This window comes from Hyphomicrobium sp. 99 (assembly GCF_000384335.2).
GTDB lineage: Bacteria > Pseudomonadota > Alphaproteobacteria > Rhizobiales > Hyphomicrobiaceae > Hyphomicrobium_B.
This window is the reverse complement of record NZ_KQ031382.1, coordinates 1,029,991-1,046,026: the sequence shown is the minus strand read 5'-3', so window position 1 is coordinate 1,046,026 and position 16,036 is coordinate 1,029,991. Positions and strand designations below refer to the sequence as shown.

Below are 16,036 nucleotides of genomic sequence, written 5' to 3'. Positions count from 1 at the left end.
TGCAATCGCTAGACGATGGCCTTCGCGGCGCCGGAGGGTTGCGAGAGAAGGCCCGCGAGCTGCTTCAATGCTTGAAGAAGCGCGTCCCGGTCAGGCGCGACGCCCAGCGACAGCCGCAATGCTTCGGGCTCCGTCGCGCCGATGGCGAATACCGATCCCGGCACCACCGAGATGCCCGAGCGGCCCGCGTGGTGGACAAAATCCGTCGCGCGCCAATGCGGCGGCATGCGCATCCAGATGTGGGAACCGCATTTATCCGCCGCGATCTCTGCATCGCCGAGTGCCGCCTTCGCGATTTTCTGGCGGGCGATGTTCTCATCACGGATTGCGACGGTCACATCATCGAGAATTCCAGTCGCGATCCAACGTGATGCCACGGCGGCATTGATTGGAGGCACCATCAGATTGACGGCTCTGATCACAGCTGCGAGCCGCGCTGCCTGAGCTGCGGCCGGCGCGACGACATACGCGATGCGCAATGCCGGGGTTGCACACTTCGACAAAGTTGCAATGTGCCAAGTGATGTCCGGGGCCAAAGCGGCGATGGGGGTCAGCGGATCGCTTTGAAGCGCCGAATACGGATCATCTTCGATAATCGCGACATCGTACTTGCGCGCGATCTCAACGATCTCATGCCGCCGCTCTTCGGATAGCGTTGCCGTCGTCGGATTATCGATTGCGGGTATGACGTAGAGGAGTTTGGGCGCGTCCAACACGCAACACGCTTCGAACGCCTCCGGGACGATGCCCTGCGCATCCATTGCCAGTGGTCGAAGCCTGAATCCGCATTGCTGTGCGACGGCCTTGAGGCCCGGATAGGTTACGAAACCCGCAGCGATGGAATCTCCAGGCGAAGCGAGGCATTCGCAGATTGCAAAGAGTGCGCTTTGAGCGCCGTTGGCCAGAACAATCGATGCCGGCCTCACGTCGCCGATACGCCGCTCGAGCCACACTGCGGCCGCGGCGCGATCGGATTCGCTTCCCGTGCTCTCCTGATAATGCAGGTTCTGCATGCCGTTTTCCTCGTTGAGGAGCGTGGCAATGGTTTCAGGAATGAGCCGCTTCAGGTTGGCGGCAACCGGTTGCGGCGGGATGTTCATGCTGAGGTCGACGGCGGGTATGGGTGAGGCGCCGAGAAAACGGCCATCGTCCATGCGCCGGCGAATGAAGGTGCCGCGTCCTGCATTGGCCTCGACGAGACCTCGCCGCCTCGCTTCGTTGAAAGCCCGCGTCACGGTCGTCAGGTCAACGCCGAGGATTTCCGCAATCATTCGCTGGGGCGGCAACCGATCGCCCGGTAGAATGCGCCCTGCCCGCAGGTCGGCCTCGATGGCTTCGACAATGCCGCGGTATTTGAGCTGTTCGCCTTCGGCCAGCCAGGGCTCCCAAGAAGACATAGCTACGGGCCTCTCCTTTTACGATCCATACATTATATAGCGTGCATGGATCCCTACTGCCATACATTAAATAGCATGTATGGCAGTCCTGGGATAGTCTGTGCTTTCCGCGATTATCAAAACTGCGCAAAGCCTCTCGTTAAACCCCTATATAATCTCAATAATGCCCCGAAAATTGCCATTTTGGCGCAGGACGCATACATTGCTTTTCCAGCCTGTACAATTGCCATACAATGGCTCCTTAGTTGAGATGCTAGAAAGGACATCGCCATGTGCGGCGAACATCAGTGGCCAAAGCTATCTCCCCTCAAAACCGGAATAAGAGGTCTTTGCCCACGGTGCGGTAAGGGCAAAATTTTTGAGGGCTTTCTCACGCTGAAAAAGAGTTGTCCGGCCTGCGGCTTGGATCTTTCCTTTGCTGATCCTGCAGACGGCCCCGCGTTTTTCGTGATTTGCTTCGCGTGCATCCCGAGCGCAGCTTTTGCCTGCTGGTTCGAGGTCGCCTATGGACCTCCATTCTGGATGCACTTGCTGACCAGCTTGCCCATCATCCTGCTGACGTGCATTCCGCCGCTGCGGCCGTTGAAGGGCTGGCTCATCAATAGTCAGTATTTCCACAAGGCCGAGGAAGGGCGCCTCGTCTTCGATCAAAGAGAACAGCTGCGTCAACGCCACGCCAGCTCGTAGAGTCCGATCCGGACCTTCCCGTTTGGTCAGCGGCATCGGCAGCCTATAATGGGTCCCGATGCCGAGAGGAATCGTTCCACGTCCGACCGTATTGCTGACCGGCTTCGGCTCATTTCCGGGTGTGCCGGTCAACGCATCCGCAAGTCTTGCGCGCCGGGTTGCCCGGAGAGCGCGCGTCGTTTTCCCGGAAGCGCGTTTTGCCTCCGCGACCCTGCCGACCGAATGGGACCGGGCGCCCAGGCTCGTCGCAAAGCTCCATGAGCAGCATCGGCCCGTTCTTGCCTTGCACTTCGGCGTCGCTTCGGGAGCCAAGAGCCTTCGCCTCGAAACCGAGGCGCGCAATTTCTGCCGGAATGCCGTCGACGCTGCGGGTGCTACGCCTCGCTCCCTGAGCTTATCGGCCGATGGCCCGGCTGTCCGCGCGTCATCGATCCCGGTTCGGGAAATCGTGACCGCCCTCCACGTCAAAGGATATCTCGCCTCTATTTCAAACGAAGCCGGCGGCTATCTCTGCAACGCCGTCCTCTATCACTCGTTGGCATTCGCGGAAGCGCGCGGCGGTTGCCAAGTCGGGTTCGTGCATATTCCTTCTGATCTCACGGAGCCTCCCCTTCGGTTTGAAGAGGCCACGGAGGCCGCGCTCGAAATCATCAAAATTGCGCTTGAGACGGCCCCCGACGAGACATCGTTAACCTCGGCTTAACGTCTCTCGCGCTCGCTCATTTGCTGTGCTTTCGCACGGTAAAGCAGGGAACGGGGCGCCATCCATGACCTTCGATCGTCGTTCGGTGTTGGGCGCCGGCCTTGGGCTCGGCGCGGCCGCCACCGCCGTGCACGCGGCCCAGAAAGCTGCAAAGGCGCTGCCGGAGACGTCTCCTAAAAATCTCGCCTCTCGCCTCGTGCCCAATACCTCGCTTGATCAGACAGCCTTCATGCAGGCCGTGATCGATGAGGCCGCCCGGGAGGACATGCCCGTCATCCTGCCGTCCGGCGCTTTTCTCGTCGGCGGCCTGCAGCTTCGCGCGGGAACGCGCCTCATCGGGAGCGCGCGGACGACTATTCTCGCCTATAGCGGCGGCGAAACTTTCGTCACTGCCGAGGACGCGCATGGCCTAGTGCTCGAGGGCATCGTCTTTGATTGTGCCTATAAGCCCTTCGACCGAACGCGCGCGGATGGGGCTGTCACCATCTCACGCTCGAACGACATCCGTCTCCTCGATCTCGATATTCGGAACAGCATCGGCAGCGGACTTTCTCTGTTCGCGTGTAGCGGTCACGTCAGCGGCGTGACGATTACTGGCGCGCTCGACGCAGGATTGAAGAGCCTCGATGCCGCCGGGCTCGACATCAAGGACAACACGATCTCGGACTGCGGGAACAACGGCATTCTCGTCTGGCGCTCGACGCCCGGCGAAGACGGATCCGCCGTTTCCGGCAATCGCATCTCGAAAATCCGCAGCGCTTCGGGCGGCACGGGAGAATACGGCAACGGCATCAACGTCTTTCGCGCTGGCAGCGTTCTCGTTACCGGCAATCGCATCTCGGATTGCGCGTATACCGCCGTCAGAGGGAATTCCGCCTCGAATATTCAGATCATCGCCAACAGCTGCGAGCGGCTTGGCGAGGTTGCGCTTTATGCCGAGTTCGGTTTCCAGGGCGCGGTCATCGCGAACAATATCGTCGATACGGCCGCGGCCGGGATTTCGGTCACGAATTTCAACGAGGGCGGCCGCCTCGCGGTCATTCAGGGCAACCTCATTCGCAACCTCTTCCGGCGCGAACAGGAGCCTGAGGACAAGCGAGGCGAAGGCATTGGCGTCGAGGCCGATGCGGTCGTCTCAGGCAATACGATCGAGAACGCTCCGACAGTCGGCATTCAGATCGGCTGGGGCTCATTCATGCGAGATATTGCGGTGACCGGGAACGTCATTCGTCATGCCCGGGTCGGCATATCCGTTACCGGCGCGAGCGACGCCGGAAAATGCCTCATCGCCAACAACCTGATTTCCAATGCGCAGGACGGGGCCATCCGCGAAATGGAATTCGGCAAAATGGTGGGCCCCGACCTCATCGATCAGCAAAGCGCCAATGATCGAGTGAAGCTTGCGGGCAATGTCGCCGTTTAACGGCTTCGCGCGGCGATAAAAGCCGCGCCTTCGATATGTCCGATTGTTTTGGGGAGTTGGGGCTGGCCCGACCAAGCGGGGAAGACGGGGGGATGTCTCAGGGCTTGGCCGGGCTCAGCAGCATCTGGTGTGCACGGGGGGAAGTGACATCACCAGCTTGAGAGACACACTAGCCTGACAAAGATGAACTCATTCTGAACGTGGGATTAAAAAGTCGCAACGTTTGGTTGACTCAAAAGATCTCGGGAAATCAACGGGTTTTTCGTGTTGCAGGGGCGGAAGCTGCATCTGCCTAAGTCGAATCAGATTAACTTCCGGCATCGACTTCCTAAGCAGTAGGTTTTCCCGATGCCGGCCACCGCCGCGCCGCTTTCCCTTCCCTTCTCGCCGGTTGCAGAGAACGACATGGCGGCGGCGCGCGCGACGCTCGAAGAGGTGTTCGGATACAAGGGCTTCCGGCCGCTCCAGAGCGATATTATCGGTACCCTGCTTGCGGGCGGCGATTGCCTGGCGCTGATGCCGACGGGCGGCGGCAAGTCTCTCTGCTATCAAATTCCGGCGCTTATCCGTCGCGGCACCGGCATCGTGGTCTCGCCGCTCATCGCGTTGATGCAGGACCAGGTGGACGCGCTGCTCGACCTCGGCGTCAAGGCGGCTTTCCTCAATTCGACGCAGGATCGCGCGACGCAGGATAAAATCGAACGCGAATTCGCGGCAGGCGCGCTCGATCTTCTGTATGTTGCGCCGGAACGCCTCGTGCAAGAGCGCACGCTCAATCTTTTCGAACGCAGCGACATTGCGATCTTCGCGATCGACGAAGCCCACTGCGTTTCGCAATGGGGCCACGACTTCCGCCCCGAGTATCGCCAGCTCAAGGTTCTCGCCAAACGCTTTCCAAACGTGCCGCGCGTCGCGCTGACCGCCACGGCGGACGAACGCACGCGCCAGGACATCATCTCGGAGCTGTCGCTCGAGAACGCTGCTTGCTTCGTTGCGAGCTTCGACCGGCCGAACATTCGCTACACCATTGCGGAGCTTGGCAGCTTCAGCGCGAAAGAGAAGCTTTGGCAGTTCATTGAAACCGAACATCCGACGGACGCAGGCATCGTCTATTGCCTTTCGCGGAAGTCGGTCGAGGAGACGGCAGCGTGGCTCTCTTCGAAGGGCCGCAGGGCGCTTGCCTATCACGCCGGTCTCGACGCCCACATTCGCGCTGGCGCGCAGACGAAGTTTCTCACCGAGGACGGTCTGATCATCGTCGCGACGATTGCCTTCGGCATGGGCATCGACAAACCGGACGTCCGCTTCGTCGCGCACTTGAACCTGCCGAAATCCATCGAGTCCTATTATCAGGAGACCGGCCGTGCGGGCCGCGATGGCGAGCCCGCCGATGCCTGGATGGCCTATGGCTTTCAGGACATCGTGCAACTCCGGCAATGGATTTCACAATCGGACGGCGCGGAAGCCTTCAAGAAGGTTCAGCGTCAAAAACTCGATGCGCTCATCGGGCTCGCGGAAATGCCGGGTTGCCGGCGCCAGGCGCTGCTGGCGTATTTCGGCGAAACGCGGCCCGAGCCCTGCGGGAACTGCGATAATTGCCTCAACCCGCCGCATACGGAAGACGGCAGCGTTCTCGCGCAGAAGGCGCTGTCCGCCGTCTATCGCACCGAGCAGCGTTTCGGCGTTACGTATCTCACGGACGTTTTGACTGGCGCTGCGGATGAGCGGATCATCCGCAACGGTCACGACCGGCTGACCGTCTACGGCATCGGCAAGGACGTCCCGCAGACGACGTGGAAGGGGCTTTTCCGCCAGCTCACCGCGCAGGGCTATCTGACCATCGACGACGAGGGCATGGGCTCGCTCATACTGACGGAGCGGGCGCGACCACTGCTCCGCGGCGAAGAGCGCTTTCTGTTGCGCGTCACGCGGCAGGTTTCAAAGGGCTCGAAGCGCGCCGCGTCTGCTGCCGCTTCGCGGGTGGCGCGGGAAAATCAGCCGCTGTTCGATGCGCTTCGAACGCTCCGGCAGAAGCTCGCGGCGTCGGCCAAGCTTCCTCCCTACGTCGTCGCGCAGGACAAAACGTTGATCGAACTTGCGGAGAAGCAGCCGACGACGGAGAGCGCGCTGCACGATATTCTCGGCCTCGGCGCCAGCAAGATTGCGCGTTACGGCGTGGCTTTCCTCGACGTCATCTCACAGTTCAAGAAGCATCCGGTGCTCAACAACCGGTTGTCGGCGACCGTGAATGCCACACTCGCCGCACACCTGCGCGGTCTCGATGCGGAGGCGATCGCCACTGAACGAAAGATTGAAGTATCGACGGTCTATGGTCACTTGGCGGAAGCTATCGAAGCCGGACTGATCACGGCAGCGGACGCATTGAAGCTCGACCCCGCGGAGATCGACGAGATCGAAGAGGCGTTCGAGCGATGCCAAACGCGCGAGACGGGAAAGCTCGGTCCGGCCTTTTCCGCGCTCGGCGGGCAATACGACTACGGCATCTTGAAATGCCATCTCGCCGACAGTGTGTGAGGCTTGCTGAGGACCATACCGCAAAGAACGTCATCCCGGCGAAGGCCGGCACCCAGACAGCCATAAACACGGGCAATGTTGAAAGTTGACTGGATCCCGGCCTTCGCCGGGATGACGCAGTTAAACGCGAGAATCGCGGCGTGGGGGCAGGTACGCTAGCGTGCGGTCGCCTTGGCGGGAACGGAGATTGCAAGCTTCTCTGTAAGCGTCGAGCAAATGGCCTCAAGCTCGGGCGTCCATGCGGCGGCGTTTGAAGCGCAAAGGTTCGCCTGCGATTTCAAAATGACGCCGTCGTCGAGGATTTTGAGACCGTTGGCGCGCAGCGTTTCGCCCGTCGTCGTAATGTCGACGATCAGCTCAGCCGTGCCCGCTGCCGGTGCGCCTTCGGTCGCGCCCGCGCTCTCGATGATGCGGTAGTCGCCGAAGCCCTTTGCGCCAAAGAAACGCCGCGTCAGGTTCACATATTTCGTTGCAACGCGCGGCCAGCGTCCATGCAGGCGACGGAACGGAAGCGCGATTTCTTCCAGGTCCTGGACCGTCGCCACATCAACCCAGCATGTCGGCACGGCGACGATCACATCGGCAAAACCGAAGCCGAGCTTCTGCAGGAAACGTATGCGGGTCGCCGAGTCTGAAATGTTTTCGCGGATGAGATCTTCGCCCGTGATGCCGAGGTGGACGCTACCGGCCTTCAACGCGGCTGCGATCTCACCAGACGAAACGTATGCGACGTCGATCTCGGGAATTCCGTCGATCTCGCCACGATAGCCGCGAACGTGTCCGACCTTGCGCACGACCAATCCGGCACGCGCGAACATGTCGGTCGTCTGCTCCATCAAGCGACCCTTGGAGGGTATCGCGAGCGTCAGTTTGCTCATGGCGCCCTCTTGAGCGTCGCTGCGAGAAGACGCTCGGAATGAATGGCGGCGCCGACCGCCGGAACTTCAACCTGCGCTCCGGCCGAGCGCATCAGCCCATCGTACCGGCCGCCGTTGGCGAGCGGGCTTTTCGCGTCAAGAGAAGCCGAATTCACTTCGAAAACGAGCCCTGAGTAATAGGCGAGCGTCCGGCCGAATTCGGCTGAGAACGTCACGCGTTCGAGATCGATACCCGCATTGGCGAGAAGTGCCAGACGCCTGTCATACGTTTCCAGCGCCATGCCGGCGCCGTTGGCCGCGCCTTTGAGGAGAGACGCGATCTTGTCGCCGGCTGTCGTCGCTGGCCCTGAGACTTCGACGTAGCGAGCGATCAGTTCGATCGCAGCTGCGTCGAGCGGCTTTTCCTGCCGATCCTCGGCAATGACGATCAGATGCTCGGTGATGTCTGACAGCGTGCGCGTGCCGAGAAGCTCGATGGCGTTTTCCTCGAGATAGACGGCGACCGCGGCTTCGCTCTTTTCCAAATCGTCACGCCGGAGCGACGCCAACAGATCTTCGGGGATGCTCTGCGACGCGACGCGCGCGCCCGTCGCGAAGGCTTTGAGCGCTTCGCGAAACGACTGCGGCTTCAGGAAAGCGTCGTCGAGCCGCTTTTTCCAATTCGGCGAGACGTCGGCTGCATCAAGGACACTCGAAAACAATCCGAGGTCGCCGAGCCTCAGCGTCCAATCCTTGAGGCCGACCTTTTCGATCGCCTTGATGACGATTGCGACCGTTTCCGCTTCGGCTGCTTCGCGCGACTTGTCGCCGAAGCGCTCGATGCCCGCCTGGCGAAACTCGCGCGGGTGCGAAGCCGTGGCGCCTTGCGGCTGATAGCGGAATGCGGGGCCGTTGTAGCAATAGCGCGCTGGCGTCGCGGGATCAGCGTGGCGTTCCAAATGGAGGCGGCACGTCGGCACGGTGATATCGGGCCTCAGGCACAGCTCGGCGCCGTCCTGATCGGTGAAGACATACGTGCGTGCGCGCAGGCTTTCGCCGATGACGTCGAGAAAGACGTCGGCTGGTTGAATGATGGAAGGCGCGACGGCGTCGTAGCCGGCCTTCGTAAAGACCGACATCAACGTCTGCGCTTGCATCGCTAGCGCTTCGAGATTCTGCGCCGTCTCCGCGGCCATATTCTATTCCTGGTGGAGCTTGATGAGCTTGTGGACTTCCTGGATGAGGTTCGCCTCGGAGACAGAGAACTGCGCCGGGCGCGCTTCCTTCCACTCTTTATTGTCCTTGATCGCGGCAGCGGCTTTCGCGCCTTCGATCAGGTCCTTGATCGTCACTTCGCCTTTGGCGCGCTCATCGGAGCCTTGGATGATAACGCACGGGCTGTTGCGCTTGTCGGCGTATTTCATCTGCGCCTTCATGCCGGACGAGCCGAGGTACATCTCGGCGCGAATGCCGGCGTTGCGGAGCGCTTGCGTCATTCGCTGATAGGTCGCGATCTCGGCCTTGTCCATGACGAGCACGACGACGGGGCCAAGGGCTTTGGCTTTCTTGTCGCCGATCAGAGATAGCGCCGCCTGCAGGCGCGAGACGCCGATCGAGAAGCCGGTGGCCGGAACTTTCTCGCCGGTGAAGCGCGCGACGAGATCGTCGTAACGGCCGCCGCCGCCGACGGAGCCGAAGCGCACGGGCCTGCCCTCATCGTCTTTGACTTCGAACGTCAGCTCGGCTTCGAACACGGGACCAGTGTAGTATTCGAGGCCGCGGACGACCGTCTGATCCAGCCGGATGCGCGTTTCATCATAACCCGCCGCCGCGCAGATTTTCTGCAATTGAAGGAGATCATCGACTCCAGCCCTGAAGGCAGGATCATTGGCGCTTTCAGCGATGGGCCGTTCGAGGAAGCCAATCACTCCCATCGTTTGCGCGGGGGTCAGATCGGCGCCTTTGGTGAAGTCACCGCTCTCGTCCTTGCGGCCCTTGCCGAGCAACTGGGAGACGCCTTCGATACCGAGGCGGTCGAGCTTATCGACAGCCCGAAGCACGGTCAGACGGCGCGCGGCGTTTTCGTCGCCTTCAAGTCCGGCGGCGCTCAACAGGCCGTCGAGTAATTTACGGCTGCTGACCTTAATCACGTAATCGCCGCGCTTGACGCCCAGCGCTTCGAGCGTATCGGCGGCGAGCATGCACATCTCGGCGTCGGCTGCGACGCCTTCCGCGCCGACCGTATCGGCGTCGAATTGCATGAACTGGCGGAAGCGGCCTGGGCCCGGCTTCTCGTTGCGGTAGACGTTGCCGAACGCGTACCGGCGGAACGGTTTCGGCAAGCCTTGAAAATTCTGCGCGACATAGCGGGCGAGCGGCGCTGTCAGATCGTAGCGCAGGCTCATCCACTGCTCGTCCTCGTCCTGGAACGAGAAGACGCCGGCGTTGGGGCGGTCCTGATCAGGAAGGAACTTGCCGAGCGCGTCGGTGTACTCGATCGCGGGGGTCTCGAGCGCTTCGAAGCCATAGCGCTCGTAGACGTCGCGGATCTTACCCGTCATGTCGTTCAGGCCCCGAAGCTCCGCCGCCTCGATATCGCGGAAGCCTTTTGCGAGGCGCGCTTCAGGGCGCGTGCTTGTATTCACTTTGGACATGAGGTGATGAGGGGCCGTACCGCAAATGGAAAAGTTGCCGGGACACCTCTCCGGTGTCCAGCGCGCGAGCCCGCCTTATATCGGATGCACCGGCACGAGGAAAGCGGCTCCAAAGTCCTTAAAATCTACGCGGCCCAGCCACTTGATCGGGCCTGACCGCGCTCCGAGATGCCCATTTCGCGCGGAGGCGTCGTTTCAGGGCATGATACAGGGCCGTCGGCACGGCAATCCCGTCCATCGGCACCACCAGGTCGTAAAGCGGCACGGGCTTGGCGCCGAAGCCGCGGGCCAGGGGATGCTGACCGATGCCCATATCGAACCGGCGGACGCCTTGGGCTGCAAAATATTTCATCGCTTCGATCATGATGAGCCTGCCCGGCGACAGGTGGCCCCACTCTTCTCCGGCCGTCGAAACGAAGAGGCGCGTGAAGGTGCCGCCGTGGACGATGCCGAAAAGGGTGGCGATGATCTCGCCGTTTGCTTCCATCGCAAAGAGCGCGCCGAGACCGGCGTTGGACCCGTCGATTGCCAAGCGCTCGTAGAAGGAGCGATAGCTCGGCTCGTCGAGGATGTTTTCCATATGATGGCTGACGCGGCGGCGAGCCCGCTGTTCTTCGAGCGCCAGATAGACATGCGCGATTTCTTCGGCTGTCGTGGCGCGATAGAAGCGCGGCGCATTTTCTTCCTGCCAGCGCCGGTGGCAGCGGTCGACTTCCCTCCGGTAGTTATTACCAATGCCGCGAAGATAAGCTTCAACCGTGTCAGGAACGGTCAGCACGCTTCCCGAATTTCGTGCAGGCGAGATTCCGCGCCGTGCCAACAGCGGATTGGGATGGCCGGCGATTTCTGCAGGCATCCGCTCGAAGCGGATGAGATCGACGTCGCCCATCGCGCCACGCACCGTGCGCCAGAGGCGGCGAATGGTTTTCCGATCCGTCGTTTGCGCCGGTCCTAAAATCGGTCCGCCGTAATCCGACACGCCGAGGTCTGCGAACCTCGCAATTTTCAGCCTGCCTTCTTTCTGAACGACGAGCGGGAGAACGAGCGCGACATCGCCGCTAAGGCGTTCCGTCACGATGACGAGACGCGGCATCGCCTTTCGCGACGGCGCCAGTTCCTCATAGAGGACCGTCAACCAATCGAGTGTTTGAAAGCCATTGGAGATAAGGCCCGCCTCGACCGCTTCGAAAGCGGCGAGTGCGTCATCGGCGCCGTCGAAAATTTCGGCAATGAAGGGACTGCCGCGCGAGTCAAGCACTCGCGACCAACCACCCTCGGCGCGCAAGAACGCGCCACCCCCCGTTTCCATCGTCGCCATACGCGATACACTCTGCGGCGAACTTATTTTTCGGGAATATTATCCTGGACCGGCGATTATGGCCACGGCGATTATAAAAAACGTGGTTTCGTAAACCTGCTCGATCGCGCCCAAGACGTCGCCCGTGTAACCGCCGATTTTCTGGTGCGCAATCAATGCGACAATGCCCGCCGCCGCGCCTGCGAACAGTGTCGAGAGCAAGAAGACGAGCGGGCTGAGGCAGATAAGTCCGAATATCAATCCGGTTGCCAGCGTCACCGCGATTTCGCTTTGGGTCATGTCGGACGTTGTACGGCTAACCTTCGCGACTTCGCCTCCCGCGTAGGAGAGGCTCGCGAGTGCCAGCACGGCGGCAGCGCGCGCGCCCGCAAATCCGGCGATGACAATTTTGGCAGCCGAGAGCGGATCGACAACTGCGAGCGCCGCCGCCTTGAGCGCCAGAGTTACAATCAGCGCGAGCGTTCCGAACGTCCCGATGCTGCTGTCCTTCATGATTTCGAGACAGCGTTCGCGGGTTCGTCCACCGCCGAATGCGTCGGCGGTGTCGGCCAGTCCATCCTCGTGAAGTCCGCCCGTCACCAGGATGGCGAACGCGAGACCCAGAATCACCGGCAACGGCGACGGAAGGACGTGTGACGCCAGCAAGATGATGCCGCCCGTCGCGATGCCGATCAGGCCGCCGACCAATGGCAAATATTTTGCCGCCCGCACCAGCCAATCTCTTGGCAGGGGATCGATGTGCTTCAGCGGAATACGCGTCAGGAATTGCAACGCGATGTAGAACCGCATTCGTTCAAGCGAGATCATTCAGGGTGTTCGCCCGGCAGATCCGCCATCTCGCGGAGCAGCAGCTCGGCGGCCCTGATGATGGGAATGGCGAGTGCGGAGCCCGTGCCTTCGCCAAGCCGCATCTCGAGTTCGAGCAGCGGCTTGACGCTCAGATGCTTCAGGAGAGCGGCATGGCCCGGTTCGGCCGAGCAATGCGCGAAAATGCAATTGTCGATCGTTCCAGGGCTCAAGGCTTCGGCGGCGATCGCTCCAGCGGTCGAGATGAAGCCATCGACGACGATCACGCGTCCTCTGGCAGCGGCAGCGGTCATCGCGCCTGCCATCATGACAAGTTCGAAGCCGCCGAATTGGCGAAGGACTTCGAATGTACGTTCGGCTGACGTGGACGGTTCGATCGCGGCGCGGGCGACGGTTTCGCTCAGCACTCGGTATTTGTGATCGAGGCCCAGCGCCGGCGCGCCTGCTCCCGGACCCACCAGCGATTTGAGATCGAGGCCCGTCAAGGCATGAGCAATCAACGCGGCGGAACTCGTATTGCCGATTCCGATTTCGCCGAAGCCGACAATGCCGACGTTTTCGCCATCCAAGTGGGCATCGACAGCGCGACCGGCTTTGAGTGCGGCCTCACATTCTTCGACGGACATGGCAGGTTCGCGCCGCGCGTTCCGCGTGCCTTTTGCGATCCGCCGATCGAGGAGGAGATCGTGCGGCGGCAAGGGCTCGAGCATCCCCGCGTCGACAAGTTCGACGCCGACGCCTGCGGCACGCGCCAGCACGTTGACGCCTGCGGTGCCCGCCAGAACGAACTTCGCGATCTCACGCGTCACGACTGACGGATAGGCGGTTACGCCTTCGGCGGTGATGCCGTGGTCGCCCGCAAAGACCAGAATTTTTGCGACGCCGAGATCAGGGTGTGTCGAGCCTGCGATCAGGCCGATCTGAACAGCCAGATCTTCGAGCCGTCCGAGAGAACCGACCGGCTTCGCCTTGCCGCGAAGACGGGCGCGAAGCTCGTCGGCGAGCAGCGTCCTGGATTGTTTGACGTCGGCTTTGACTGTCATGCGCCTATGTAGTCCTCAACGCTGCGTTTGGGCTGGGGCACGTCGGTGGAATATTGAGCAAGATGTTCCAGGCCCTTGGGAATAGGCCCACCATGCGCCCAATCGAGCAACTCGACCGTATGTACTACCGGCACATCGAGTGAGGGTGCGAGCTGGGTCATGCATCCGATATTGCCGGCGGCAACGACGTCGGGCCGCAACGATTTGATGTTTGTCACCTTGCGATCCCGCAACGCGCCTGAGATTTCGGGTTGAAGGATGTTGTACACGCCTGCCGAGCCGCAGCAGAGGTGACCTTCGGGCACATCCAAAACGGTAAAGCCGGCTTTTTTCAGCAGAGACTTCGGCTGGCTCGTCACGCGTTGACCGTGCTGCAGCGAGCAGGCGGCATGATAGGCGACCTTGAGGCTCGACCAGCGTTTCGGCGCGCCGATGTCGTAGGCATCGAGAAATTCGCTGACGTCCTTGGCCATCGCCGCGATGTCCTTGGCGCGTTTGGCGTATTCGGTCTCGTGCTTCAGAAGGTGGCCGTAATCCTTGACGGTGGTGCCGCAGCCCGAGGTGTTGATGATGATGGCATCGACGCCGCCCTTGGCGATTTCCTTGCTCCAGGCATCGACGTTGATCTTGGCTGCCTTGATCGCCTGTTCCTCGTGGCCGATGTGCTGGCTCAAGGCGCCGCAACAGCCCGCGCCCGCCGACACGATCACGTCGATGCCGCCGCGTGCGAAAAGCCTGATCGTAGCGTCGTTGATTTCGGGCCTCAGCACTTGCTGGGCGCAACCCGCGAGCATGATGACGCGGCCGGTTCGGACACCCGTCGGCGACGCCCTTCCGGGACCGCGGAAACGGCCGGTACGCGGCGCTTCGACTGGTGCGAGGTTCACCATCGCGGTGAGTTCGGGAAGGTTCAGCGCCTTGAAGACACGTGAGAACCGCCGGCCTAGAGGCGCGGCGCGCATCGCCCAACGGAAGCGATTGGGATAGGGGACGATTTCGGTGAGCGCGCGCCGGATCAGGCGCTCCTTTAAGCTGCGGCTGCCGGTTTTCTCGATGTGCTTCCGCGCGATCTCGACGAGATGCATGTAATCGACGCCAGAGGGGCACGTCGTCATGCACGAGAAGCAGGAGAGACACCGGTCGATGTGAACCGAGACCTCGGGCTTCGCGTCGAGCCCTTTTTCGAGCATGTCCTTGATCGCGTAGATGCGGCCGCGCGGACTGTCGCGCTCGTCGCCCAGCACGACGTAGGTCGGGCATGTCGCTGTGCAGAACCCGCAGTGTACGCAGCGTCGAAGGATGCGTTCGGCTTCCCTGACTTCGGGATCTTCAAGCTGCGATTTTGAAAAATTGGTTTGCATTGCGCCTTATTGCCGAAACGACGTGTCTAGAAATCGGCGTACATCCGCCCGCGATTGAGCAATCCGTTCGGATCGAACGCCGACTTGATGCCGCGTGTCAATCTTTCGATCTCGGGTTTCAAAGGTTCGAAAACATCGACGGTCGAGCGAATTTCGGGCTCAGCGCGGATCAAAGTCGCGTGACCTCCGCGTACCGCGACAGCGCGGCGGACGTCGGCCGCACCGGCGTCGGCGGCGGCTGGGACTTCGAGCCAGACGAGCGCTCCAGACCAATCGTAGAACGCCACCGCGTCCATAAACTTTTGTATCGCGGCGACGATTTCCGGCGCTTTCGTCGGAAGCGTCGAAATCCGCCACAGGCTCGTATCGGTCGAGAACGGCATGACCGACAACGTGCGAAATTCGCTCCACAAGCTGAATGTTTCTTCCGGATCGAGTTCGATCGGATTGCCATAGACCTTGAGCGCAGCCTTCAGCTTTTCCTTGCGCTCATCAATGGACGTTGAAAACGTCTCGAGACGCAGAAGCGTCAGCGATTGTCCGACGTGTTTTAGCTTCGCCACTTTCAGCCGCTCGGCGCAATTCTTCGGCAGATGGACGGCACCTGAAACCTCGAGCGGCGTCGCCATCGCGACGCTCAGCGCTTCAATAGCCAGATCGTCGGGCAGCCCCACGAAAGCCAGCGTCTGCATGGTTTGGGGAAGCGGCGCGACTTTGAACGTCACTTCGGTCATGACGGCGAGCGTTCCCCAGCTGCCGGTCAACCCGCGCGCAACGTCGAGGCCGGCGACATTCTTCATCACGCGGCCGCCGGACTTGAAAAGCTCGCCGCGGCCGTTGACGGCGCGGACGCCGAGCAGATTATCGCGCGCGCTGCCAACCGAAATGCGCCGGGAGCCGGAAAAGTTCGTCGCGAACACGCCGCCGATTGAAAGTGCGCCGCCTGGTGCGCCCGTCGTCGGGCCGAGATCGACGGGCTCGAATGCCAGCATTTGTCCGCGTGCGGCGAGGACCGACTCGATTTCATAAACGGGCGTTCCTGACCGCGCCGACATGACGAGTTCGGTCGGCTCATAGAGCGTCACGCCTTTGAGGCCCGATGTCGTCAGCACGACATCCGAACTTGCCACGCGGCCGGTGTTGCGAAGCGCGCCGTGGCCAACGACTTCAATGCCGCGCTTCTCGCGCGCGAGCCTTGCGATCATGGACTGCAATTCCCACTCGGCGGCGGGGCGAAAAAGTTCACTCACG

The 16,036-nt window shown here is 61.4% G+C and carries 13 protein-coding genes; 4 read left to right on the top strand and 9 right to left on the bottom strand.

Annotated elements, in window-relative coordinates:
- Positions 1–8 precede the first annotated feature (8 nt).
- On the bottom strand, positions 9–1,397 hold the full coding sequence (locus tag G359_RS05265; RefSeq protein WP_045835278.1) for an aminotransferase-like domain-containing protein: 1,389 nt from the start codon (positions 1,395–1,397) through the stop codon (positions 9–11).
- 270 nt (positions 1,398–1,667) lie between these two features.
- Here G359_RS05265 and G359_RS05260 point away from each other — a divergent pair, with 270 nt between their 5' ends.
- The 4 genes from G359_RS05260 to recQ all read left to right on the top strand — a co-directional run bounded on the left by G359_RS05260 (position 1,668) and on the right by recQ (position 6,745).
- Positions 1,668–2,084 carry a DUF983 domain-containing protein gene (locus G359_RS05260; RefSeq protein ID WP_045835277.1) on the top strand — a complete coding sequence of 139 codons (417 nt, stop codon included), beginning with the start codon at positions 1,668–1,670 and terminating at the stop codon, positions 2,082–2,084.
- Positions 2,085–2,142: 58 nt separating this feature from the next.
- A complete protein-coding gene (locus G359_RS05255) occupies positions 2,143–2,787 on the top strand; it encodes a pyroglutamyl-peptidase I (protein WP_045835276.1) in 645 nt (214 codons plus the stop codon).
- A gap of 64 nt (positions 2,788–2,851) precedes the next feature.
- Complete coding sequence (locus G359_RS05250) at positions 2,852–4,210, top strand: TIGR03808 family TAT-translocated repetitive protein (RefSeq protein ID WP_045835275.1); 1,359 nt, start codon at positions 2,852–2,854, stop codon at positions 4,208–4,210.
- A 348-nt stretch (positions 4,211–4,558) separates the two neighbouring features.
- Complete coding sequence (gene recQ / locus G359_RS05245; protein WP_045835274.1) at positions 4,559–6,745, top strand: DNA helicase RecQ; 2,187 nt, start codon at positions 4,559–4,561, stop codon at positions 6,743–6,745.
- 155 nt (positions 6,746–6,900) lie between these two features.
- On the opposite strand, the gene hisG is transcribed toward recQ, so the two are convergent.
- From hisG to G359_RS05205, 8 genes are all read right to left on the bottom strand, one after another.
- The gene (gene hisG / locus G359_RS05240) at positions 6,901–7,623 is read right to left on the bottom strand and encodes an ATP phosphoribosyltransferase (protein WP_045835273.1); all 723 of its coding nucleotides are present in this window, start codon (positions 7,621–7,623) and stop codon (positions 6,901–6,903) included.
- Positions 7,620–8,798, bottom strand: coding sequence for an ATP phosphoribosyltransferase regulatory subunit (locus tag G359_RS05235; protein WP_045835272.1), 1,179 nt, complete (start codon positions 8,796–8,798; stop codon positions 7,620–7,622). Before G359_RS05235 ends, hisG begins: the two co-directional genes overlap by 4 nt.
- Before the next feature lie 3 nt (positions 8,799–8,801).
- Positions 8,802–10,256, bottom strand: coding sequence for a histidine--tRNA ligase (gene hisS, locus G359_RS05230; protein WP_045835271.1), 1,455 nt, complete (start codon positions 10,254–10,256; stop codon positions 8,802–8,804).
- Positions 10,257–10,374: 118 nt separating this feature from the next.
- Positions 10,375–11,574, bottom strand: a complete 1,200-nt coding sequence (locus tag G359_RS05225) for a GNAT family N-acetyltransferase (RefSeq protein ID WP_045835270.1) — start codon at positions 11,572–11,574, stop codon at positions 10,375–10,377.
- A 39-nt stretch (positions 11,575–11,613) separates the two neighbouring features.
- Positions 11,614–12,381 carry an adenosylcobinamide-GDP ribazoletransferase gene (gene cobS / locus G359_RS05220; protein WP_045835269.1) on the bottom strand — a complete coding sequence of 256 codons (768 nt, stop codon included), beginning with the start codon at positions 12,379–12,381 and terminating at the stop codon, positions 11,614–11,616.
- The gene (gene cobT / locus G359_RS05215) at positions 12,378–13,424 is read right to left on the bottom strand and encodes a nicotinate-nucleotide--dimethylbenzimidazole phosphoribosyltransferase (RefSeq protein WP_045835268.1); all 1,047 of its coding nucleotides are present in this window, start codon (positions 13,422–13,424) and stop codon (positions 12,378–12,380) included. Before cobT ends, cobS begins: the two co-directional genes overlap by 4 nt.
- The gene (glcF, locus tag G359_RS05210) at positions 13,421–14,785 is read right to left on the bottom strand and encodes a glycolate oxidase subunit GlcF (protein ID WP_045835267.1); all 1,365 of its coding nucleotides are present in this window, start codon (positions 14,783–14,785) and stop codon (positions 13,421–13,423) included. The genes cobT and glcF overlap by 4 nt, the downstream gene beginning before the upstream one ends.
- A 26-nt stretch (positions 14,786–14,811) precedes the next feature.
- A complete protein-coding gene (locus G359_RS05205; RefSeq protein WP_052699192.1) occupies positions 14,812–16,035 on the bottom strand; it encodes an FAD-binding protein in 1,224 nt (407 codons plus the stop codon).
- Between the last annotated feature and the right edge of the window lies 1 nt (position 16,036).

Coding starts and splice junctions, on each gene's coding strand:
- cobS (WP_045835269.1), bottom strand. CDS start 12,381: ATGATCTCGCTTGAACGAATGCGGTTCTACATCGCGTTGCAATTCCTG.
- G359_RS05260 (WP_045835277.1), top strand. CDS start 1,668: ATGTGCGGCGAACATCAGTGGCCAAAGCTATCTCCCCTCAAAACCGGA.
- G359_RS05265 (WP_045835278.1), bottom strand. CDS start 1,397: ATGTCTTCTTGGGAGCCCTGGCTGGCCGAAGGCGAACAGCTCAAATAC.
- cobT (WP_045835268.1), bottom strand. CDS start 13,424: ATGACAGTCAAAGCCGACGTCAAACAATCCAGGACGCTGCTCGCCGAC.
- hisS (WP_045835271.1), bottom strand. CDS start 10,256: ATGTCCAAAGTGAATACAAGCACGCGCCCTGAAGCGCGCCTCGCAAAA.
- G359_RS05255 (WP_045835276.1), top strand. CDS start 2,143: ATGCCGAGAGGAATCGTTCCACGTCCGACCGTATTGCTGACCGGCTTC.
- hisG (WP_045835273.1), bottom strand. CDS start 7,623: ATGAGCAAACTGACGCTCGCGATACCCTCCAAGGGTCGCTTGATGGAG.
- glcF (WP_045835267.1), bottom strand. CDS start 14,785: ATGCAAACCAATTTTTCAAAATCGCAGCTTGAAGATCCCGAAGTCAGG.
- G359_RS05235 (WP_045835272.1), bottom strand. CDS start 8,798: ATGGCCGCGGAGACGGCGCAGAATCTCGAAGCGCTAGCGATGCAAGCG.
- recQ (WP_045835274.1), top strand. CDS start 4,559: ATGCCGGCCACCGCCGCGCCGCTTTCCCTTCCCTTCTCGCCGGTTGCA.
- G359_RS05225 (WP_045835270.1), bottom strand. CDS start 11,574: ATGGCGACGATGGAAACGGGGGGTGGCGCGTTCTTGCGCGCCGAGGGT.
- G359_RS05250 (WP_045835275.1), top strand. CDS start 2,852: ATGACCTTCGATCGTCGTTCGGTGTTGGGCGCCGGCCTTGGGCTCGGC.